Here is a 21,083-nt window from a genome sequence, read left to right on the forward strand (position 1 = left end):
GCTCCTGCTCGTCGGCACCGCGGCGTTCGCAGCCGCTATCTACCGCTTCTCGAGGCGAGATTTGCCGCTGTAGCCGCGATACGTCGACCACCTGCATCATCGTTTGCGCTCATCCACAAGCGCCAGAAAGCCCCCGGTCCTAAGACCGGGGGCTTCCTTCGCGTTCATTCCGGGTTGTTGAAAATAAAGCTGTAATCCTCTTCGTCGTCGCCATACCCTTCGGCAAAGCGCTCTTCCTTAAAGGGATTGCCGTACATGTGGTACCCGTGCTGCTCCCAGAAGCCCGGCTTATCCTCCGCCATGAACTCGATGCCGCGCAGCCACTTGGCGCTCTTCCAGAAGTACAGATGCGGCACGACCATCCGCACCGGATACCCATGCTTCGGCGTCAGCAGCTCGCCGCCGTGGCGCACTGCCAGCAGCGACGTCTCGCGCATGAAATCTTCCAGGGGGAGGTTCGTCGACCACCCCTGCTCGGCGTGAAGCATGACGTACTTCGCTTCCGGCTTCAGCCGGACTTTCTCCAGGATCGTCGACACCGCGACGCCGCCCCACACGTTATCCAGACGAGACCAGGTCGTCACGCAGTGAATGTCGTTCGTGAATTCGCGCATCGGCAGCTTCATGAACTCGCCGTAGCCGATCGTCACTTCTTCCTCCACGAGTCCGAACAGCTTCAGGTTCCACAGCGCCATATTGTTGTAATACGGAACGTCGCCGTGATGGAGCACCGGAAAATTCGTCGTCAGAATCTGGCCCGGCGGAATCCGGGCCGGATCAATGTCGCGCTCTTCGTTCGCGCCATGCACATACACCATGCGTTTCGCCTCCTCGCGCCCCACGCCCGGCGACTGCCGGCCGTGCTTCCAACGTTATCCCCGCTGCGACGCGATTTTATTCACCGCGCTGAACAGCGCTTTGACCGAGGAAGTCATGATGTCGACGTCGATGCCGCAGCCCCAATGCTCGGTGCCGTCTTCGGCCGTCACGCCGATGTACGAGACCGCCTGCGAGCCCGAGCCGACCGTCAGCGCATGCTCCTTGTAGATCAGGTTCGAATAGCGAATGCCGAGCTCGTTCTGGATGGCGCTGCTGATGGCATCGAGGCGTCCGTTGCCCGCGCCCGTGAACTCGCGCGCTTCGCCATTGACCTTCACCTTGACGACCGTCTGGAAATCGTCGTGCTCCGTGAACCGGTAGTTCAAGAATTGCACCGGCGCCGCGATGTTGACGTATTCGCGGACGAAAATGTCGTAGATCTCTTCCGGCTGCAGCTCCTTCTGCTCGCGGTCGGAGACGTTCTTGACCGCGTAGCCGAAGCTCTCGCGCATGCGCGCCGGCAGGTCCAGGCCGTACTTCTGCTCGAGCAGGTAGCCGATGCCGCCTTTGCCGGATTGGCTGTTGATGCGAATGACGTCTCCTTCGTATTCCCGGCCGATGTCCTTCGGATCGATCAGAAGGTACGGCACCGTCCAGTGCTGGCAGTCGTTGTCCTCGCGCCACTTCATGCCTTTGGCGATGGCGTCCTGATGGGAGCCGGAGAACGCCGCGAACACCAGCTTGCCGCCGTACGGCTGGCGCTCGTTCACTTTCATGCGCGTGACGCGCTCGTACATCTCGATGATCTCCGTAATGTTGGAGAAGTCCAGACCCGGGTCGACGCCGTGCGAATACAAGTTCAGCGCCAGCGTCACGATGTCGACGTTGCCCGTCCGCTCCCCGTTGCCGAACAGCGTGCCTTCGATCCGCTGGCCGCCCGCCAGGATGCCCAGCTCGGCGTCCGCCACGCCGCTGCCCCGGTCGTTGTGCGGGTGGAGCGAGAGAATGACGTTCTCGCGGTAGTTCATGTGTTCGCTCATATATTCAATCTGGCTCGCGTATACGTGCGGCATCGACATCGAGACCGTCGCCGGCAGGTTGATGATGACCTTGTTCTCCGGCGTCGGCTGCCAGACGTCCAGCACCGCGTTACAGATATCAAGCGCGAAGTCGATCTCGGTGCCCGTGAAGCTCTCCGGCGAATATTGGAATTTGAAGTTGCCTTCCGTCTCGGCCGCGACTTCCTTGAACAGTTTCGCGCCCGCGACCGCGATCGCGATAATCTCTTCCTTCGACTTCTTGAACACCTGCTCGCGCTGGGCGACGGAGGTGGAGTTGTACAGATGGACGACCGCGCTCTTCGCGCCCTTCAGCGACTCGAACGTCTTGCGGATGATATGCTCGCGCGATTGCGTAAGCACTTGGATCGTCACGTCGTCCGGGATCAGGTTCTGTTCGATCAGCGTTCGCAGGAACGTAAATTCCGTCTCCGACGCCGCCGGGAAGCCAACCTCGATTTCCTTGAAGCCGATCTTCACGAGCATCTGGAAATACTCCAGCTTCTCCTCCAGGTTCATCGGCACGACCAGCGCTTGGTTGCCATCGCGAAGGTCGACGCTGCACCAGGTCGGCGCTTCGGTGATGTATTCCTTCTCTACCCACTTCATGCTTGGCTTCGGCGGCATAAAATAGCCGCGGGCATACTTCTCGACATTGTTCATGATGATGACCACCTTCTTCTAGGTATAGGCCCGTGCGGCGGCACGGAGAAAATAAAAAAGCCTTCCGTCTCTATACTGTATAGAGACGAAAGACTGTGACATCTTACGCGGTACCACTCTGGTTCACGCCGGGGCTCCGGCATGCGCTCAACGGATGAGGGCGTGTTCCTCCCTTATCCTCCTGTTGTAACGGTCAGGCTCCGGCTCCGCTTACTCTGCTGAATTTCGGCGGGCTACTTCAAGGTGAGTTCGGATCGGCTTCGCGGCTGTTTCGCACCATCCAACAGCTCTCTGCTACGCGAGTTGCGCATTCCTACTGGTCCTCTGCAACGTATTTCAAATATTGTTGCTAATATACTACATTGCTCCACGCTTATCAAGCATATTCTGAATTTTTGAACTTGCGCGGTTTTGGCTTGTTCCCTCCCCCTTCCCCCTCCGCCGAGGGGAACCAAAGGACTTCGCCCTCTGGACTCCCTTTTCGTGCTTGCTCGATTGGTAGCGGATGGCGGGTTGCTTCGAGCTGGCACGCTTTTGTCCTCGCGGACAAAGCTTCAGCGGGTTTCAAGGTCATTCCTATAAGGCATAAGCCTGTCAACTATAGGCATGGATTGGCGCTTCACCGGACGTTTTCCCTTAACCTAAACTTCGAGCTGACCTTCGCTTTCGTCCGCTTTGCTTATCCGCAAGTCCTCATCCATATCATTTCCCAAGCAAAAAAGGAGCGGCGCACAAGCCGCTCCTTTCATTTGATGGCACCCTAAGCGCGAAGCAGCAGCTCCGCCAGCGTGCGCACCATGACGCCCGTGCCGCCCTTCGGCTCCCATCTGCGTTCGCGCTCGAGCCATGCCGTTCCGGCGATGTCCAGATGCACCCACGGACGCTCTTCGGCGAACGCGCCGATGAACAATCCCGCGATGCTCGCCGCGCCGTACTGCGAGCCTTTGTTGCGCATATCCGCCTGATCGCTGTCGAGCTGCTTGCGGAATTCCGGATAATTCGGCATCGGCCAAATCCGCTCGTCGGCATGCTTCGACGCCAAGATGACGTCCTGCAGCAGCTGTTCGTCGTTGCCGATCGCGCCCGTCGCCACGTCGCCAAGCGCGATCAGGATCGCGCCGGTCAGCGTCGCCACGTCGACGAGCTTCGTCGCGCCCCGACGGATCGCCGTCGTCACGCCATCGGCCAGGACGAGCCGGCCCTCCGCGTCGGTATTCGTAATTTCGACCGTCGTGCCGTTCATCATCGTAATGACGTCGCCCGGCTTGAAGGCGCGGTCGGACGGCATGTTCTCCGCGGATGGCACGACCGCGACCACGTTCACCTTCGGCTTCAGCTCCCCGAGAATGCGCATGACGCCGAGCACCGCGGCCGCGCCGCCCATGTCGGAGATCATCTCCTCCATCCCCGGCGCCCGCTTCAGCGAGATGCCGCCGGTGTCGAACGTGATGCCTTTGCCGACCAGGCCCCATACCGTATCGTTCTCTTCGTCGCCGCGATAGTGGATGACGATCATCCGCGGCGGATGCGCGCTGCCTTGGCCGACGGCCATCAAGCCGCCCATCCCCTGCTCGGCCGCCGTGAATTCGTCGAGCACCTCGACTTCCAGATCCTCGTATTGCCCGAGCGTATCCTCCGCTTCCATCGCCAGAAGCTCCGGATACAGCTTATTGCCCGGCATGTTGGTCAAATCGCGCGCGTAATTGACCCCCTCGGCGAATACCTTGCCGCGCTCGATGCCCGCTTCCCACTGCGATGCCGCCTCGCTGCCCTCTACCGCAAGCGCCGAGACGAACGCGACCGAGCGCACCGTCTGGGCGGCTTGCTCCTTCTTCGCCGACTTGCGCTTGTACAGCGTGAGCGCGTAGCCTTCGGTCAGCGCCTGCGCCGCTTGCGCGATCGTATACGTCGATGCGCCCGCGCTTACCGCGGCCGGAATGAGCTGCTGAATGGCGGTCGCCTTCAGCTTGCTAGCCGCCTTCGCCGCCGACGCCGCCGCATCGCGCAGACTGTCCAGCGTATCGTTCTTATGCGTAATGCCGGCATAGATGACATGACCTGCCGGCAGCAGGCCGAGCGTCGGCAGCACGAGCGCTTCCTTGGCGTCCGCCTTGAACAGCCCTTTAGCCGCGTGCGCCCGCAGCGCGGCGTCCAGCTGCGGATGCACCCACTCCGCGTCCGCCTGCTGCAGATCTTCCCGGTCCAAGAACGCGACGATAACGTCAAAGTCGGCCGCGCCGCGATCCTGCACCCCGTATGTAAATTGAATGTTAGCCATTATTGTTCATTCTCCTTCCGTGCAAATGCCAAAAAATCGGGTATTCTCAGCATACCCGATTCTAAGCCTTTACTCCACTAATGGCAAATAGATCTTGAAGTCCGTGCCTTCCCCGCTGCTGCTTGTGACGCGGATCGAGCCCCCGTGGTTGCGCACGATCCGGTAGCTGACCGCAAGCCCGAGTCCCGTGCCGGCTTCTTTGGTGGTGAAGAACGGGTCGAACAGCCGGTTCTGCACCGTATGATCCATGCCCTTGCCGTTGTCGCGCACCGTAATTTCGGCATAGGAACCGTCGCGCCGGATGACGATATCGATGCGCCCGCTCCGCTCCTCGCTGATCTCCTCGATCGCCTCCATCGCGTTGCGCATCATATTCAGGAACACCTGCTTCACCTGCTTGACGTCCACGGACGTCGTCATCTGGTCGTCGTAGGCTTCATACTGAATTTCGCTGCCCTTCATGAGCGCCTCGCTCTCGCACAGCATGATGACTTCTTTCAGCAAGGAGCCGATATGTACGTTCTGCTTCATCGGAGCCGACGGCTTCGACGAATTGAGAAATTCATAAATGATATCGTTCGCCCGGTCGATCTCGGCGAGAATGATCCGCGCGTATTCTTCCTTCCCAAGCTGGAACAAATGCGGCCGCAGCAGCTGGATGAACCCCCGAATCGACGTAAGCGGATTGCGAATCTCGTGGGCGATGGAAGCGGCGATCTTGCCGAGCATCGCCAATTTGTCGTTCTGGTAAGCCGTCTGCTCGATTTGCTTATACTCCGACACGTCCTTCACGCTGAACAGATAGTCGCCGTCCAGCTGATCGCCGTAGGTAATGGTGACGAGCAAATGGCGGCCGTTCGCGTCCTGCAGCTCGAAGTAGCGGCTGCGCCGGAGTACCATCTCTTTGTACACCCGCAGCACGATGCGCCGCGTGCTTTTGCGCAGCTTCGGATGCAGCAGAATGTCGCGAAGATTGCAGCCGATCAGCGTTTTGCGCGGGATATCGAACAATCTGGACATCTGCACGTTGACGAAAGAAAGCAGCCCGTCGTTATCGAATATCGCCAGGCCGCTGTCCATATATTGCAGCACGTTCTCGTACTTGTCCTTCACCATCTGCACCGACTGTTGGGATCGCAGCACCTGGTCGCGCGCTGCGCTCATCCGCTCGAGCGGCACCGGCTCCCGCTCGTCCCGGAACCGGAACGCCACCATCAGCTCGATCAGAAACACGAACGACCGGCTGTACAGCTTGAGCGCCTCGTCCGATTCCACGTTCGCGACCAGCATCTGCATCGATTCCTCATGAATCGCGATAATATCCTCCGGATGCACGCCCTGCAGCCATTTGCCGATCTCGGTCGCTTCGAACAGCGATTGCTCACTGCCGCTTCTTACATATTCCGCAAGCGCCGGAAAATAGCGCTTTCGAATTGCCTGCATGCTAGCCCTGCTCCTCTCCTGCCGCATAAACCGGGAAATCGACGCGCCAAGGGGCTAGCCATTTCCGAAACTGAATCACGTTGCCGCGCGCCGGGTCCCACGCCGCCACCATGTCGTCGACGAGCGGGCGCACCCACTCGGCCGAGATCCGCTCGCGCCCCCGGTAATGATCGTAGATGCGGACTTCCAGCCCCGGGCCTCCGCCCGCTTCCCCTTTGCACCGTTCCATTTTACGAATGACCATATGGCCCTTCTCCGGAAATTGAATCAATTTTAGCGCAAGCTCCGAGATCGTGTACGCAATAATCGTCTGATCGACCAACCCGAATCCGATGCGCGACGCGATTTCGCGCCCTTTCCGACGCGCATGTATCGCGTCCGCCCATTCCCGAATGTGGAAAATTTCCACGAGCCCCATCGCCTCCGTCTGAACAATTGCCGTTTCGCTATGCCCGTACATGGATGCACTTACAAATAATGATAGTAACTGCGTCTGCCGTTTGCAACCGAAGAGATTGTCGAAAATCGCCGCATAACGCGCTATCGGAAAGGGATCCATCTGTGTCCAGGGGAGTAAAAGCGACCGTCACGAATGATAAAACGGCATAGGTACGTACAGCCCTAAGGCTTATGCCATCACCATTGAGAACCAAAATAGGCAATCGCCCCCGAATTGCGACCCTTCTTTGGCGTGAAAGCACCCCGATCGTGTATAAGCCCCAATCTGGATGGCTAAGAGGTACGTACAGCCATTGGGCACGAAGCGCCATCACGTACGCACAGCCGTTAGGCGCAAGCGACGCGGCCATATGACCGCACCGCATGCAAGAAGGCGCGGAAGCCATGCTCCCGCGCCTTGCCCCGACCTTCCGGCTTTCTCTCATCGCCGGCTAATCTTCGCTCTTACTCCCTCGATTGTTGTCGTTACGGTTGCCGCTGTCTTTATCCGAACCGCGCTCCCGCTCCTGCTGCTTCGTCGGGTTGCGTCCTTGACTCTTGTCCGAATCGGTATCGTCGGCTTCATCGGCGCGGGATTTGCCCTTGCTCTGACTGCCGGTTCCGCCCTCATCCTCATCGGCCTCGCGGCCATTCGTCTTCCCGCTATTCTTGGTGCCGGCACTGCCATTGCCTTGGCTCGCTTTGGCGCCGCTTGCGTCGTTATCCTTCTGCGCCGAGGCGGAACCGCCGTCATGACGGCCAGTAGAGGCGGTTTTACCGCCCTGCTGCCCGTCCTGCCGGTCCGTATCGTTATCCTCGTCGTCGCGGTCGTCATCCTCGCTGTCGCGCCCCTGCTTCCGATCGTCGTCGGAGCGCTTCGAATTGACGTCCTTCTCGCGATCTTTCCACTTGTTTCCGTTGCCGTTCGCCTTGCCGGAAGCCTGCTCCGAACCAGGCTGAACCTGCTGCGCTTGGCCACCTGTGCCTTGCGAGCCTGCCGCAGGCTTGCCGTTATTCTTCACCGGCTCGGCTGGCGTCTTGCCGTCGGTGGCAGCGCCCTTCTCCGGCTTGGCCGCATCCGGCTTCGCTGGCGTTGTCGCCTTCTCCTGGCCGCGCTTCGATTGGGCTTCGGCCGCGAGCGCCTTCAGCTTCGTCTTGATCGACTTCTTATCGATCGTTGCCTCGCCCGTCGGCTGTTTCTCGTTCGGCTTGATGACCTTTTCCACGCCGCCAAGCGCTTTTGCCGTGTTATGGATGGACTGATGCTTCAGTGCCTCCAAATCCACCTCGTGCCCTTCGTTTTTCGCCAACAGATAGAACGCCATTTTGCCTGAAGAGACGCCGCTTTGCTTCGCTTCCTCACGCACTTCCGCCGGAACGCTCAGCGTGGACACCTTCACCGCATCCGCTGCCGGAGCCGTCTCTTTCTTGACGGCCAGCGTTTCCTTCACCGCCGCTTGCACATGCTCGGTGAGCGCATCCTCGTACGCCTCGTTGCCTTTCACAAGCACGCTCGTGATGAAGACGTCGCCTTCTTCGCTATCGAAGTAATGGGCGTCCCGGGCACGATCCGTGATCGCGGCCGCTACCGTTTCGGCTGGCTGGCCTTCGTATTCAAGCCCCTCGATCAGCTTCGCGCCGTCCGGATTGAGCGGATGAAGCTCCATGACCCGCTCCTTGCCGTCGATGCCCAGCTCCACGCTCGGATTAATATCCATCGTCAAGTACGCGGCCACAGCCGGCTGCGGCGACGCGACTTTCACCAGCCATGGCGTTAAAAGAAGCAGCATGATCGCGGCCGCGGCGGTCGCCATCCCATAGCGCGATTTGCCTCCCCACGCGCGCTTGCGCGTCAGTGGCAGGGCTGCCTCATCCAGTCGGATCTCGTCCCCGACCTGCACGCCCTCGCTGGCTTTCACCTTCCGAAACTCTCCGTCCGGCGTCATGACAACAGCGACATTACTCCGTATTTCCATCACCACTGCCCGGTTCATGCGCTTCCTCCTTTCATTGTGCTGACGCTAGCGTCATCTGGCTGCAAATGCTGTAGATAGCCTTGCAAATGCGGGAAATCGCCGTCCCGCAGCAAAGCAAGAGCAATAATGTATTTGCGATTGCGCTCGATCGTCTTTCGCGACACGCCGGCCATGAGGCACAGCTCTTTGATCGGCATTTTGCCGCTGGCGCCGAGCGCGTTCATCAGCGAAGGCGTGTCCGCCAGCATAAACGCAATCGAAGCGAGCAATCTGCGGGAATCCGCGTGCTTGGGCGACAAATCGGGCAATTCGGCAAAGCTTATGTCATACCTGCCGAGGCAGGTGTTATAGTCGGCGATCTCCAGCCGCCTCGCGTCGCTCTCCCGCTGCGCTTCGTAACGGGCCATCGCTTCGTTGCGTTCCACTGGGTTAATCGTCTGCTCGTCCTCGTCGAGCGCGTCGAAGGCGCTTGTCGGGACGCTGCTCGCATGCCGCTGCTCCTTGCGCACGTAGTCGATCAGCCTGCGGCGGATGACCGTATCGGCAAAACCAAGGAACGACCTGCCGGCCTCGGGCGAGAATTGATTGATGGCTTCGTCGAAGGCGCTGAGCGCAATGCTGAATTCATCGTCGTATTCGGGGTTCACATATCGTTTGCAGAACCGGCTCGTCACCTTCGCAATATAAGGTTCGTACGCGGCGATAAAATCGTCGCGGGAAGCATCGCCCGCGCGGATGCGCATGACGATCGCCTCGGGTGTTTCCTGTTCGACTGCCGCCCGGCTCTGCTTGCCGAAAAAGCGTTTAAACAGTACTAGTAGCAACCGCTCCACCTCTTAATAAATAGTTTCGCAACCGCACTCCGTATTGAGGGGGCCGGGCTTGAGAAGCCATAAAAAAATGAAAGCCTCCTTGGCGAAGGAGGCTGAATCGCTTAACAATAACCTTCCGAAGTACGGCGCTGACGCAGCTTCATCTTTCGCTGGCCGAGCACCCCGAGACGTTTCTTCAGTTCCGCCGTCCAAGCCTCGTCTTGAATCTGGGCCGCGAAGCTGAGCAGATCCAGCGCCATGTCGATCTGGTTGGAAACGACATCAAGCGGATCTTCGTTCTCGTTATTCACGCAGTTTTCAAACAACGTAAGGCCGTCCTGCTCGACGTATTCGAGGAAATCGACCTCGGAAGCGCCGTCTCCATGTGCGTACTCGGCCAGAATCTCGTACTCATTCTCAATCCCGTGATGAATCTCCACTCTGTGGCATACCGGGCAAAAAAGAATCGGAACGTTATGGATATGCGTCCGGAAGTGCTTCAGCGTCCCGTTCGTTCCGATCATGCTAGCACCGCAGCAAAAACTCATTTGTCTTTCTCCCTTCTAGTACCGTCTATATTTGTACTATCGGTCTGCTCCTACGTTTAGTTGATAAGCGCCGATCTTCCAATTTCATGACAGGTGCAGCAAGGTTGGCGTGTCGCTCGCTATGAGACTTGCTTCATCTACAAGGCAGCGATCCGCTAGGCTTCTTCTAACGTATTCGCGGTGAGCTAGCCTAATTCCTGCTTTCGCCCAAAGCCCGGCAAGCAGGAAAAAACCGGCATTCTCGAGAGGATGCCGGTTTCTTCGCTTGAGATACAAGATATGAATACGTTATGGCCATTCATTCCACTTACATTTCTCCAAAACAAAAAGGCTGGCGCCGCATAAAACGGTGCCAGCCTTTGTTGGTCAGGCTACTATTGAGCAACCAGGTGCTTGTCGCCTGGCTTCCAGTTCATTGGGCACAGACCGCCGGATTGCAGAGCTTGAAGAACGCGAAGCGTCTCTTCTACGCTGCGGCCCACGTCGTTGTGGTTAACGACTTGGTATTTCAGTTCGCCTTCTGGATCGATGATGAACAGGCCGCGAAGCGCGACGCCTTCTTCTTCGATCAGAACGCCGTAGTCGCGAGCAACCGTCTTCGTGATGTCGGCAGCAAGCGGGAAGTTCAGTTGGCCAAGGCCGTTGTCGGCAACCGGCGTGTTGATCCAAGCGCGGTGGCTGTGGATGGAGTCCACGCTAACGCCGAGGATTTCGGTGTCGAGCTTGCTGAACTCTTCGGCAGCTGCGGACAGCGCCGTGATTTCAGTCGGGCATACGAACGTGAAGTCCAGCGGATAGAAGAACAGCACGAGCCATTTGCCTTTGTAGTCGTTCAGGGATGCTTTACCGAAAGTTTTGCCGTCGCCGGAAACAGTCTCCATTGCGAAGTCCGGAGCCGGACGTCCTACCAAACGTTGTGTCATGAGTAAGATTTCCTCCTTCTAATACGTAACATTTCTTTACCTGCGTCACAGTAAGTGACTTTCGAATAAATGGTACCATTACATTAGAATAGAGTCAAGATAAAAGCTATTCGTTAACAATAATAATTATAATTTGAAGAGAGTTGTTTTATTTTACCATGGCCGCAACGATCAGATCGCCCATCGCCGTCGTGCCGATCGCCTTGCTCTTGTCGACCGCGATGTCGCCCGTGCGGTGACCGGCGTCAAGCACGTTCTTCACGGCGTCTTCGATCACTTGCGCCGCTTCGTGATAGCCGAACGACAGACGGAACATGAGCGCGACCGACAGAATCGTCGCGATCGGGTTGGAGATGCCTTGACCCGCGATATCCGGCGCGGAGCCGTGTACCGGCTCGTACAGGCCGAAGCTGCCTTCGCCCAGCGACGCGGAGGACAGCATGCCGATCGAACCCGTCAGCATGGCCGCTTCGTCGCTCAGGATGTCGCCGAACATGTTCTCCGTCACGATGACGTCGAAGCTCGCCGGACGGCGGAGCAGCTGCATCGCGCAGTTGTCGACGAGGACGTGCTCCAGCTCGACGTCCGGATACTCAGGCGCGATCCGGTTGACGACTTCGCGCCACAGGCGGGACGTCTCGAGGACGTTCGCTTTGTCGACCGAAGCCAGCTTCTTGCGGCGCGTGCGCGCGATATCGAACGCCTGGCGAACGATGCGCTCCACTTCCGTCACATTGTATACGCAGGTATCGACCGCTTCTTCGCCGTTCGCGCCTTCACGGCGGAATTTCTCGCCGAAGTAGATGCCGCCGGTCAGCTCGCGCACGACGATAAGATCCGTGCCGTCGAGCACTTCAGGCTTCAGCGTGGACGCTTCCTTCAAGCAATCGAACACGGTAGCCGGACGGATGTTCGAGAACAGGCCGAGCGCCTTGCGGATGCCGAGCAGGCCGGTCTCTGGACGAAGCTCCTTCGAGTTGTTGTCCCATTTCGGGCCGCCGACCGCGCCAAGCAGCACGGCGTCGGCTTTCTGACAGATCTCCAGCGTCTCTTGCGGCAGCGGCGTGCCTTTCTCGTCGATCGCGATGCCGCCGAAAAGGCCGTGCTCCGTCTCGAATTGGTAGCCGAACAGCTCCTCGGTTTTCTTCAGGACTTTCAGTGCTTCGCCAACTACTTCCGGTCCGATTCCGTCACCTGCGATGACGGCGATTTTTTTTACGTCAGCCATTATGTTTCACTACTCCCTCTGTTTTCATTCCCGGCCTGCTTGCATTCGCTCGGGTTCAAAGCCGCTAATCGGCTAATTGAATACGATTCTCACTCTATCAACAGTTGTACCATATTTGCTTCGATCCGACCAAGATATGAAAGCTATCGCTTTTATAGGTTTTACGTATAAGACAAGCGCGCCCTGTGTCCATTTATGAAAAAAAGCGGGAAGCTTCGCCCCCGCTTTCTGCCTTGCCTATCCTTTCCCTTCTAGAACAGCCCTTTGTCCTTCGCCTGCTGCGCCGCGTCTTTGCTGCTCTTGGCCCCGATTTTACGCAAAATGTTATTCACGTGGTTCTTGACCGTTCGCAGCGACAGAAACGACTTCTCCGCGATCTGACTCTGGCTGTAGCCCTCGTGGATCATCGACAGCAGCTGGACCTCGGCCGGCGTGACCAGGCGCTTGAACTTGTCCGTCTCGTATTCTTGCTCGACCGACTTCAGGCGCCGGAATTCCTGCAGCATGAGCTGCGCCGCGGCGGCGTCGATCGCCGAGCGGTCGGCCGCCGCCTGGCGGACCGCCTGCGGAATCGCGGTGAAGTCGGATTTGACCAAATAGTTGACCGCCCCCGCCCGGAACGCCTCGACCACGAACTCCCGGTCCTCCATCGACGTGAGCATGATGACCCGGGCGCCCGTAGCTGCGGGCAGCTCGCCCGCCAGCTTCAGTCCCGCCGGGTTGTCCGCCATCATAATATCGAGCAGGATGACGTCCGGCGCCGCTTCCCGCGCCAGCCCCAGCGCCGCATCCGGCTCATCCGTGCTGGCGACCACCTCGATGTCCGCCTCGCTCTGCAAATACGCGACCAATCCTCTGCGCCAATCCGGATCGTCCTCCACGACCATAACCCGAATCGCTTCCTTCCGCTGTCCTTCCATCCCTGATCCCCCTGCTGCTCGTGTCGCTTGCGCTCGTTAGTTCTGCTTTTTGATTCGCGGAAAATGAAACATGACGCGCGTGCCTTTGCCCAATTCGCTCTCGATCCGCAGCTCGCCGCCCTGCCGGTTCATCAGCTGATAGCAGTAGGCGAGCCCAAGTCCGAAATTCATGCTTTTCCCGCTCTTGGTCGTATAAAAAGGCTCGACCACCTTGCGCAGGTTCCGCTTGTCGATGCCGCCGCCCGTATCCCGAATCTCGATCGTGCTGCCCCGCTTGGCGCTGCGGACACAGACGTGCAGCTCGCCGCCGGAAGGCATCGCCTCGACCGCGTTGTTCAGCACGTTGCCGATCGCCTCCAGCGTCTGCGCGGGATCGGCGTCCGCCTCGGCCGACTCATCCAGCTCCGCGGTCACCGTAATGCGCCCATCTACCGCCGGCGCAAGCGACGCGGTCTGCAGACGGACCAGCTCGGCCAAATTGACGCGCTGCGTCTGCAGCCGAAGCTCCTGCGTCCGGTCGTGCACGCTGCGGATCATGGCCTCGATATGCTGCGCGGCGCTGGCGATGACGCGAATATCCTCCCGCAGCTCGGCGTTCGTTTCGTTTCCCGCCGCCCGCTCGATTTTGTCGCTGAACAGCTTGATCTTGCCGATATCGTTCTTGATCGCATGGTTAAGCATCGCCGTCCCGCTCGTGATCGCGCGAAGCGAGTAATCCATCCTGCGCCGCTCGATGAGCAGCTGCACGCCGAGAAAGCCGAAGTTGAACAGCGACACGATGAAAATGAGGAACGCGATGGCGATCGGCCATACGTTGTACACCCACATCCGGTACACGCCGAATAGCGGCATGACGTAATTCATCGTGACGGCGATGAGCAGCGCCGGCACCACCGCCGCGGTCACGACCAGATGCGCGCGCCGTTCCGCCGGATTCATCCCGCGCTTGCGCAGCAAGAGAAGGGTTCCCGCCGCGGTGTAAGGCAGCGCCCATATCGCCAAAATCTCATAATGCACCGGCACTTCCTCCGCGATCGGCAGCATCAGCATGAAGCCGATCGGCGCCAGCGCCGCCAGCGGCAGCCACTTCGCGATTCGCTGCGGCAGCGCTTCCCTATTGTAGGCAGCCGAGAAGCATAGGAACGCATACGTCAGTCCGTAGTAGCTGATCCACGAGCAGCCGCGCTGCACATGACGGATCATCGCTTCGTCCGCCGCGCTCATGCCGGCCTCGACCGCCGCGACGATCCAGCCTTCCATGACCGCCGCGAACGCCCCGGTCCCCGCGCAGAACGACAACAGGCTGAGCCAGCGCACCGCCGCGCTGCGCCGGTTCGAGACGATCAACAAGGCCGCTGTGACCCATAGCGCGATCCATACAAAAAACATTCTGCTTACGCCCCCGTGTACATGTGTCTAGTTTTACCAACATTATAGCATGGGAACCTGAGGCGAAGGAGACGGATTTCGCGCGAGGACAGCGAATGCCTGTCATCTTTTTTGTCACCGGAAGGGATGAGCGCGCGAACTTGCGAATGGCTGGTTCTCATGAAAAAAGCCGCCCCATGAGGCGGCGTTCCCGGCGATCCGGTTCGCATATGGCCTCGTGGGGCGGCTTGCATCGGCCTGCGCCGGCGGACCGGTAGCATGGCCTTAATCCGTATGAAATTACGGTCGATTACTTCTTGATCCAGTGCATCAATTCACGCAGCTGACCGCCGACTTGCTCGATCGGATGCTCTGCTTCGCGGCGGCGGGTAGCCGTCATCATCGCTTTGTTCGATTGGTTCTCGAGGATGAAATCGCGTGCGAAACGGCCGGATTGGATGTCGTCCAGTACCGCTTTCATCGCTTTCTTCGTCTCGTCCGTTACAACGCGAGGACCTGTAACGTAGTCGCCGTATTCAGCTGTGTTGGAAATGGAGTCGCGCATCGAAGCGAGACCGCCTTCGTACATCATGTCAACGATCAGCTTCAGTTCGTGCAAGCACTCGAAGTAAGCCATTTCCGGCGCGTAGCCAGCTTCAACCAGCGTCTCGAACCCTGCTTTAACGAGTGCCGTAGCACCGCCGCAAAGTACGGCTTGCTCGCCGAACAGATCGGTTTCGGTTTCTTCGCGGAACGAAGTTTCGATAACCCCTGCACGTGTACAGCCGATGCCTTTTGCGTATGCAAGGCCGATTGCTTTTGCGTTGCCTGTAGCGTCTTGCTCGATCGCGATCAGACCAGGAACGCCGAAGCCTTCCACATACGTACGGCGAACCATGTGGCCCGGGGATTTAGGCGCAACGAGCAGAACGTCTGTATCTTTGCTAGGCACGATTTGGCCATAGTGAACGTTGAAGCCGTGGGAGAACATCAGAGCTGCGCCTTTTTTGAGGTTTGGCTCGATTTCTTCTTTGTATACTTTCGCTTGCGTTTCATCCGGCATCAGGATTTGAACAACGTCAGCGACTTTAACCGCTTCAGCAACGTTCAATACTTCGAAACCGTCGTTTTTCGCTTTGTCAGCGGATTTACCCGGACGCAGGCCGATGATAACTTTCAGGCCGCTGTCGCGCAGGTTTTGCGCTTGTGCGTGGCCTTGGCTTCCGTAGCCGATAACCGCGATTGTTTTACCTTGCAGAACGCCTTGGTCTGCGTCTTTTTCGTAGTAGAGTGTAACTGCCATATCGAATGATGCCTCCTTTAATTTAACCCTTTTGAGCGGGTGTTGAAGGGGAAGGCGCTAGGGCCGCTTCGGCTCTGCGGTTCGTTGCCGCATTACAGCGAAAGCTTGTCTTCCCGCTTGAACTCCCGCCCAAAACGGGCGGTAAGTCCTTATTATTGCGCGCGTGCTGCGTGACGACGAGTAGTGCCTTATGGTCTGGCGTTGCCGCGGATCATCGCGGTGACGCCAGTGCGGGAGAGCTCGCGGATGCCGTACGGCTTCAGCAGCTCGATCATTGCGTCGATCTTCTCCGTGTCGCCGACGACCTGCACCATCAGCGTGTGCGTGCCGATATCGACGACCGATGCGCGGAACGTATCGACGACGCCGAGAATTTCGGGACGAACCGCCGGCTCCGCGTTGACCTTGATCAAGGCCAGCTCGCGGGCGACCATCGGGTTCGCGCTCAGGTCGATGACTTTGATGACGTCGATCAGCTTATACAGCTGCTTCGTCACCTGCTCCAGCGTATTGTCGTCGCCGGACGTCACGATCACCATCCGGGACAAGCCGGCTTCCTCGCTCGTCCCGACGGTGATGCTCTCAATGTTGAAGCCGCGGCGTCCGAACAAGCCGGATACGCGCTGCAGAACGCCGGGCTGGTCATTCACAAGTACGGCAATCGTGTGCTTCTTCATTCTTCATCCCCCATTAACATCTGGTCGATCGTAGAGCCCTGCGTCACCATCGGATAGACGTTCTCTCCCTTGTTGACGACGAATTCGACGACCGCCGGACCCGGGTGATTCATTGCTTCGACCCAAGCTGCGCGCGCTTCTTCCTTGTTCGAGGCGCGGAAGCCCTTAACGCCGTATGCTTCGGCCAGCTTCACGAAATCCGGGCTGCCCGCCAAATCGATGTGGCTGTAGCGGTTATCGTAAATGAGCTCCTGCCATTGACGAACCATCCCGAGCACCTGGTTGTTCAGAATCGCGACCTTGACCGGGATGTTGTTGATCGCGCAGATCGCGAGCTCCTGCGCGCACATCTGCATGCCGCCATCGCCGTTGATCGAGACGACGACCCGATCCGGATGCGCCATCTGCGCCCCGATCGCCGACGGGAATCCGAAGCCCATCGTGCCCAGACCGCCCGAGGTGACCCAGGAGCGAGGCTGGTTGAACTTGTAATACTGCGCGGCCCACATCTGATGTTGGCCGACGTCCGTCGTGACGATCGCTTCGCCCTTCGTCTCTTCGTGGATCATCTCCACGACCCACTGCGGCTTCAGCACCTCGTCGGAATCCTTGTAGCCGTAAGGCTTCTCGGCTTTCCAGCTGGCCAGCTGCGCGCGCCATGCGTCGGCGTTCGCCGCCCACTTGACGTCCTTGTTCGCGATCTCGAGCACCGTCTTCACGTCGCCCACGATCGGGATGTCCGTCGGCACGTTCTTGCCGATCTCGGCCGGATCGATGTCGATGTGGACGATTTTCGCCTTCGGCGCAAAGCCGGACAGTTTGCCCGTTACCCGGTCGTCGAACCGCGCGCCGATGTTGATCAGCAGATCCGCGTTCTGGATCGCCATGTTCGCCGTCCATGTGCCGTGCATGCCCGGCATGCCGAGCCACAGCTCGTTGCCGCTTGGGAAGGCGCCGAGGCCGAGCAGCGTCGTCGTGATCGGAATGCCCGACTTCGTGACGAACTCGAACAGCTCTTCGTGGCCGCCGGAGTACACGACGCCGCCGCCTGCGAGCACGAGCGGGCGTTCCGCCGTCTCGATCGCCTTGATCAGCTTGTCGACCTGCTGTTTCTTCGGCGTAACCGTCGGGTTGTAGCCGCGTAGGCTCACTTCGTTCACGGGCTGGAACATCGTCATCTCCGCCGATACGTCCTTCGGAATATCGATGAGGACGGGACCTTTGCGGCCGGTGTTCGCGATATGGAACGCCTCATGGATGATCCGCGGCAGGTCGGCTGCCTTGCGGACGAGATAGCTGTGCTTTGTAATCGGCATCGTGATGCCCGTAATATCCGCTTCCTGGAAAGCGTCCGTTCCGATCAGCGTCGTGGCGACGTTGCCCGTAATGACAACCATCGGCACCGAATCCATGTAAGCCGTCGCGATGCCGGTGACGAGGTTCGTCGCGCCCGGACCCGACGTGGCGATACAAACGCCGACTTTGCCGCTAGCGCGGGCGTATCCGTCCGCTGCGTGGATGGCGCCTTGCTCGTGGCGTGTCAGGACGTGATTGAAATCGGAGAACCCGTGCATCGCGTCATAAATGTACAACACCGCGCCGCCCGGATAACCGAACACGCACTCGACACCTTCCAGCACCAAGCTCCGGAGCAGGATCTCAGATCCCGAAATGACTTCGGGTTTCTTCAGCTTCTCGATGATTTCCTCTTTCGACTTTAACGTTGCATTTTGCGCGACCATCAGTCGTCCTCCTCTCTTGAAAAACCAAAACAAAAAAGCCCTCCGTCTCCAACAGCCCGGATCACCGAACTGCTAGGGACGGAAGGCTATCGCTTCCGTGGTACCACCCATGTTTGTTATCCGCCTCGCGGCGAACAACCTTAACAAGTACGTCTGCAAGCATTGCGCAGATCGCACCCGACACATTAACGCGTGCCTCGCGATTTCCCCTAATAGGACGGCCGGGCAGGCGCGTATTTTCAGGGAAACAGCTCCGAGGTGAGCTCGTTGGAAAGGGATTTTGGCGACGGTTGCAGCAGATCCGTCCGCTCTCTGAACAAAAGAGCCCTTAACACTTCGTCCTCATCATTGCCGATAGAGTATTAACTTGTTGATTATTATATGCTCACCGATTCGGTTCGTCAAGGACTCGATTTCGCGCAATTCGAAAAAGTGAGTATTGCGGAGCAAGCACCGCAATTCGCCCGCATACATACGATACAACAACCCATGCAGAAAGCGGGATGATCGCCATCGCTCTCATACGGCCAAGACGCCCCCGGACGGATGACGCCGAAATCATCCGCCTCATCCGCACCGAGCTGATGCCGCTGTCGCATACCGCCAACCCGAACGACGCGAAGACGATTCGCGAGCTGCCCAAGCGTCTTCGCCAAGGCGTCACCTTCGTCATTTCGCGCAAAAAAACGAGCATGCCGCTCGGATTCCTTCACCTGTACGTCATCGGTGATATCCTCCAATACGACATGCTCGCCATCCATCCCGACCACCGGGGCAAGCATTGGGGCCGTCTGCTCATGGCCCACGGCGAAGCGTACGGCCGTTCCAAAAATTGCACCCTCGCCCGGCTCTTCGTCGACAAAGGCAACGACAAAGCGCATATCCTTTACCAAAGGCTAGGATTTACGACCGTGCGCTACTACGACTTCATCCGCTGTTACGAAATGAACAAACCGCTCGCCCCGTAACGCCCGGGACGCCTCTTGCGCGGAATCGGCTTAGAACAGGCCCGGATAACCTCCGTAAGGGCCTCCGTAAGGGCCTGGGCCGTACGGACCGAAGCCGGCTCCGCCAATTGGCTGGTCACAGCACGGGCCGTCGAAGCCCGGGCCGAAGCCTGGACCGTAACCCGGGCCGAAGCCACCGCCGAAGCCGCCGCCGAAACCGCCGCCGAAGCCGCCTCCCCAGTACGGAAGCGTGCCGATCGCCAGCAAGTCGAACAGCACCAGCGGCAGAATCGCTTTCGTTTTCACTTTTTTTCCTTTGTCCTTGCCCGCTGGTTTCAAAAAGAGTTTATTATCCGAAACGCGGACAAGCTTGCCGGAAGCGACCGAACCGTCTTTGCGAACGGCGTAGACCGTTTTGCCAACCAATTTACGAGCTTGCTCTTTGGTGACGCGCTGCATGAGCGTTTCCCTCCCAAGGATATGGAATGCCAAGCCGCCCTCCGTGTTAGACAAGAGTGGAGAGCGAAGCTCAGTTGTCCTATATCCTATTCAGCGCGCTTGCCGCCGGATTGTATCTTTGTCCCGCGAACAACAACCTAAACACACTACACTCATGTACACTAGAGATGGACACCCGTCTATTTGCAGGATGCGATTTTCTTCCGGCATGCCGCTTATTTGGCTCGCTTCATATGCCGTGCCAAAGGAGCCCCTCGAATGGGAGCAGGACGACTTCCCCCGTCTCGAGTGATTGCTCGCCCGCGAGAAAGAAAGCTGCCTCTCCGCGCGGCTTTTGCGCTTTATGACGGATGGATCGCGGTATTCAGCCTTTGACCCGGTTCACGCTTCTTCTGCTCGAAGGGCGTTTAGCTCGATGATGTTATGGTCCGGATCGAGCAGGAAAATCTGGGCGAAGCCCGTGATGCTGTCCGGCTTGGCCCTGTATTTCAAGCCATGCCCGCTCAGCCAGTCGATCGCCGCTTCGTAATCCGCCACGCGCAGCGCGAAATGTCCGTCTCTGGTGTCGATGCCGCCTGCCCTTCGTGTCTCCCCGTCGTGGACAATGAGATGCAGCTGCTGGCCGTTCTCGCCAACTGCGAACCACGCGCCGGGAAAATCGAACGGCGGCCGCGGAATCTCCTTCAAGCCGAGAATGTTCTTATAAAACGCTTTGGCCCGGGCAAGATCCGTGACCAGGATGCTTACATGATGATAGCCGTCGATCGCGAGCATATGCCTCGCCTCCTCATCGTAATGTCGCGCTGTATTAGTCTAGCATTCCGGGAAGAAATTTATTGCACGCCGCACACCTCAATCGCCAGCTAGCGTCCTTGCCCGCGGGTGCGTGCCCGTCAAACGGGCGCGCACCCGCGGGCCCCGAATAAGGGGCCTGCGCGAGCGCTCCGAGGATGCATCCCGTAGCGGCCGCGTCCGGCGGGACTGGCTTGCCGGCCGACGTTACCGGAACATAAAGAAAGGCCAAACAGATCGGTCTGTTTGGCCTTTCGTCCGCCAAGGCGCGGAGCCTTGGCGATATGCAACGCGTACTACGCGTTTACTTTTTCTTTTGCTACTGCTGCCAGGGAGTTGAACGCGTTGATGTCGTTCACGGCCAGGTCAGCCAGCATTTTGCGGTTTACTTCCACGCCGGCTTGTTTCAGGCCGAACATGAATTTGCTGTAGGACAGACCGTTTTGGCGAGCTGCCGCGTTGATACGGACGATCCACAGTTTGCGGAAGTCGCGTTTTTTCTGACGGCGGTCACGGTATGCGTAGAGCAGGGATTTCATGACTTGCTCTTTTGCTGTTTTAAACAGGCGGTGCTTCGAACCGAAGTAACCTTTTGCGAGCTTCAAAATTCTTTTACGACGACGTGCGCGGACGAAACCGCCTTTAACTCTTGCCATGAGTAGAAACCTCCCGAGTGTTGTTTAGTGCGT

At 58.6% G+C, this 21,083-nt stretch carries 19 protein-coding genes and 1 other annotated feature; of the genes, 1 reads left to right on the forward strand and 18 read right to left on the reverse strand.

All coding sequences use genetic code 11. The features are described 5' to 3' along the window. Positions 1 to 164: 164 nt before the first annotated feature. The 15 genes from ACFSKT_RS15370 to ilvB all read right to left on the reverse strand — a co-directional run bounded on the left by ACFSKT_RS15370 (position 165) and on the right by ilvB (position 18,196). The gene (locus ACFSKT_RS15370) at positions 165 to 818 is read right to left on the reverse strand and encodes a sulfite oxidase-like oxidoreductase (RefSeq protein WP_377721854.1); all 654 of its coding nucleotides are present in this window, start codon (positions 816 to 818) and stop codon (positions 165 to 167) included. 54 nt (positions 819 to 872) lie between these two features. After that, positions 873 to 2,540 carry a 2-isopropylmalate synthase gene (gene leuA, locus ACFSKT_RS15375; protein ID WP_377721855.1) on the reverse strand — a complete coding sequence of 556 codons (1,668 nt, stop codon included), beginning with the start codon at positions 2,538 to 2,540 and terminating at the stop codon, positions 873 to 875. 78 nt (positions 2,541 to 2,618) lie between these two features. Then, positions 2,619 to 2,879: a binding site (T-box leader), on the reverse strand. A gap of 421 nt (positions 2,880 to 3,300) precedes the next feature. Next, a complete protein-coding gene (locus ACFSKT_RS15380; RefSeq protein ID WP_377721856.1) occupies positions 3,301 to 4,818 on the reverse strand; it encodes a leucyl aminopeptidase in 1,518 nt (505 codons plus the stop codon). Between the two features lie 69 nt (positions 4,819 to 4,887). Continuing rightward, positions 4,888 to 6,261 (reverse strand): ATP-binding protein, encoded by a 1,374-nt coding sequence (locus ACFSKT_RS15385; RefSeq protein ID WP_377721857.1) that lies wholly within the window; start codon positions 6,259 to 6,261, stop codon positions 4,888 to 4,890. Position 6,262: 1 nt separating this feature from the next. Further along, positions 6,263 to 6,670 (reverse strand): ATP-binding protein, encoded by a 408-nt coding sequence (locus ACFSKT_RS15390; protein ID WP_377721858.1) that lies wholly within the window; start codon positions 6,668 to 6,670, stop codon positions 6,263 to 6,265. A 481-nt stretch (positions 6,671 to 7,151) separates the two neighbouring features. After that, complete coding sequence (locus tag ACFSKT_RS15395; RefSeq protein ID WP_377721859.1) at positions 7,152 to 8,693, reverse strand: anti-sigma-I factor RsgI family protein; 1,542 nt, start codon at positions 8,691 to 8,693, stop codon at positions 7,152 to 7,154. Beyond that, on the reverse strand, positions 8,690 to 9,499 hold the full coding sequence (gene sigI, locus ACFSKT_RS15400) for an RNA polymerase sigma factor SigI (RefSeq protein WP_377721860.1): 810 nt from the start codon (positions 9,497 to 9,499) through the stop codon (positions 8,690 to 8,692). Before sigI ends, ACFSKT_RS15395 begins: the two co-directional genes overlap by 4 nt. 110 nt (positions 9,500 to 9,609) lie before the next feature. After that, positions 9,610 to 10,035: a hypothetical protein gene (locus tag ACFSKT_RS15405; protein WP_377721861.1), complete on the reverse strand. Its 426-nt coding sequence runs from the start codon at positions 10,033 to 10,035 to the stop codon at positions 9,610 to 9,612. A gap of 374 nt (positions 10,036 to 10,409) precedes the next feature. Next, the gene (locus ACFSKT_RS15410; protein WP_377721862.1) at positions 10,410 to 10,958 is read right to left on the reverse strand and encodes a peroxiredoxin; all 549 of its coding nucleotides are present in this window, start codon (positions 10,956 to 10,958) and stop codon (positions 10,410 to 10,412) included. 148 nt (positions 10,959 to 11,106) lie between these two features. After that, positions 11,107 to 12,186: a 3-isopropylmalate dehydrogenase gene (leuB, locus tag ACFSKT_RS15415; RefSeq protein ID WP_377721863.1), complete on the reverse strand. Its 1,080-nt coding sequence runs from the start codon at positions 12,184 to 12,186 to the stop codon at positions 11,107 to 11,109. Between the two features lie 251 nt (positions 12,187 to 12,437). Continuing rightward, positions 12,438 to 13,106: a response regulator gene (locus ACFSKT_RS15420; RefSeq protein WP_377721864.1), complete on the reverse strand. Its 669-nt coding sequence runs from the start codon at positions 13,104 to 13,106 to the stop codon at positions 12,438 to 12,440. A gap of 36 nt (positions 13,107 to 13,142) precedes the next feature. After that, complete coding sequence (locus tag ACFSKT_RS15425) at positions 13,143 to 14,495, reverse strand: sensor histidine kinase (protein ID WP_377721865.1); 1,353 nt, start codon at positions 14,493 to 14,495, stop codon at positions 13,143 to 13,145. Between the two features lie 289 nt (positions 14,496 to 14,784). Continuing rightward, complete coding sequence (gene ilvC / locus ACFSKT_RS15430) at positions 14,785 to 15,777, reverse strand: ketol-acid reductoisomerase (RefSeq protein ID WP_148932507.1); 993 nt, start codon at positions 15,775 to 15,777, stop codon at positions 14,785 to 14,787. A gap of 188 nt (positions 15,778 to 15,965) precedes the next feature. After that, positions 15,966 to 16,454, reverse strand: coding sequence for an acetolactate synthase small subunit (gene ilvN / locus ACFSKT_RS15435; RefSeq protein WP_377721866.1), 489 nt, complete (start codon positions 16,452 to 16,454; stop codon positions 15,966 to 15,968). Beyond that, entirely contained in the window at positions 16,451 to 18,196 is a 1,746-nt protein-coding gene (gene ilvB / locus ACFSKT_RS15440; RefSeq protein ID WP_377721867.1) for a biosynthetic-type acetolactate synthase large subunit, read from the reverse strand. Before ilvB ends, ilvN begins: the two co-directional genes overlap by 4 nt. Before the next feature lie 503 nt (positions 18,197 to 18,699). Between ilvB and ACFSKT_RS15445 the strand changes: the two genes are divergently transcribed. Further along, the gene (locus tag ACFSKT_RS15445) at positions 18,700 to 19,164 is read left to right on the forward strand and encodes a GNAT family N-acetyltransferase (RefSeq protein ID WP_377721868.1); all 465 of its coding nucleotides are present in this window, start codon (positions 18,700 to 18,702) and stop codon (positions 19,162 to 19,164) included. A 30-nt stretch (positions 19,165 to 19,194) separates the two neighbouring features. On the opposite strand, the gene ACFSKT_RS15450 is transcribed toward ACFSKT_RS15445, so the two are convergent. From ACFSKT_RS15450 to rplT, 3 genes are all read right to left on the reverse strand, one after another. Further along, a complete protein-coding gene (locus tag ACFSKT_RS15450; RefSeq protein WP_377721869.1) occupies positions 19,195 to 19,602 on the reverse strand; it encodes a hypothetical protein in 408 nt (135 codons plus the stop codon). 381 nt (positions 19,603 to 19,983) lie between these two features. Continuing rightward, positions 19,984 to 20,376 carry a VOC family protein gene (locus ACFSKT_RS15455; protein WP_377721870.1) on the reverse strand — a complete coding sequence of 131 codons (393 nt, stop codon included), beginning with the start codon at positions 20,374 to 20,376 and terminating at the stop codon, positions 19,984 to 19,986. 314 nt (positions 20,377 to 20,690) lie between these two features. Then, complete coding sequence (rplT, locus tag ACFSKT_RS15460) at positions 20,691 to 21,050, reverse strand: 50S ribosomal protein L20 (RefSeq protein ID WP_377721871.1); 360 nt, start codon at positions 21,048 to 21,050, stop codon at positions 20,691 to 20,693. Positions 21,051 to 21,083 lie beyond the last annotated feature (33 nt).

Source organism: Paenibacillus xanthanilyticus (assembly GCF_042682185.1).
Lineage (GTDB): Bacteria > Bacillota > Bacilli > Paenibacillales > Paenibacillaceae > Paenibacillus_Z > Paenibacillus_Z xanthanilyticus.

What these genes read in the sequence shown, in the direction of transcription:
- ACFSKT_RS15380 (WP_377721856.1), bottom strand. Translation starts at nt 4,818, where the DNA reads ATGGCTAACATTCAATTTACATACGGGGTGCAGGATCGCGGCGCGGCC.
- ACFSKT_RS15395 (WP_377721859.1), bottom strand. Translation starts at nt 8,693, where the DNA reads ATGAACCGGGCAGTGGTGATGGAAATACGGAGTAATGTCGCTGTTGTC.
- ACFSKT_RS15385 (WP_377721857.1), bottom strand. Translation starts at nt 6,261, where the DNA reads ATGCAGGCAATTCGAAAGCGCTATTTTCCGGCGCTTGCGGAATATGTA.
- ACFSKT_RS15425 (WP_377721865.1), bottom strand. Translation starts at nt 14,495, where the DNA reads ATGTTTTTTGTATGGATCGCGCTATGGGTCACAGCGGCCTTGTTGATC.
- rplT (WP_377721871.1), bottom strand. Translation starts at nt 21,050, where the DNA reads ATGGCAAGAGTTAAAGGCGGTTTCGTCCGCGCACGTCGTCGTAAAAGA.
- ilvN (WP_377721866.1), bottom strand. Translation starts at nt 16,454, where the DNA reads ATGAAGAAGCACACGATTGCCGTACTTGTGAATGACCAGCCCGGCGTT.
- ACFSKT_RS15410 (WP_377721862.1), bottom strand. Translation starts at nt 10,958, where the DNA reads ATGACACAACGTTTGGTAGGACGTCCGGCTCCGGACTTCGCAATGGAG.
- leuB (WP_377721863.1), bottom strand. Translation starts at nt 12,186, where the DNA reads ATGGCTGACGTAAAAAAAATCGCCGTCATCGCAGGTGACGGAATCGGA.
- ACFSKT_RS15445 (WP_377721868.1), top strand. Translation starts at nt 18,700, where the DNA reads ATGATCGCCATCGCTCTCATACGGCCAAGACGCCCCCGGACGGATGAC.
- ACFSKT_RS15455 (WP_377721870.1), bottom strand. Translation starts at nt 20,376, where the DNA reads ATGCTCGCGATCGACGGCTATCATCATGTAAGCATCCTGGTCACGGAT.
- leuA (WP_377721855.1), bottom strand. Translation starts at nt 2,540, where the DNA reads ATGAACAATGTCGAGAAGTATGCCCGCGGCTATTTTATGCCGCCGAAG.
- ilvC (WP_148932507.1), bottom strand. Translation starts at nt 15,777, where the DNA reads ATGGCAGTTACACTCTACTACGAAAAAGACGCAGACCAAGGCGTTCTG.
- ACFSKT_RS15370 (WP_377721854.1), bottom strand. Translation starts at nt 818, where the DNA reads ATGGTGTATGTGCATGGCGCGAACGAAGAGCGCGACATTGATCCGGCC.
- ACFSKT_RS15405 (WP_377721861.1), bottom strand. Translation starts at nt 10,035, where the DNA reads ATGAGTTTTTGCTGCGGTGCTAGCATGATCGGAACGAACGGGACGCTG.
- ACFSKT_RS15420 (WP_377721864.1), bottom strand. Translation starts at nt 13,106, where the DNA reads ATGGAAGGACAGCGGAAGGAAGCGATTCGGGTTATGGTCGTGGAGGAC.
- ilvB (WP_377721867.1), bottom strand. Translation starts at nt 18,196, where the DNA reads ATGGTCGCGCAAAATGCAACGTTAAAGTCGAAAGAGGAAATCATCGAG.
- ACFSKT_RS15450 (WP_377721869.1), bottom strand. Translation starts at nt 19,602, where the DNA reads ATGCAGCGCGTCACCAAAGAGCAAGCTCGTAAATTGGTTGGCAAAACG.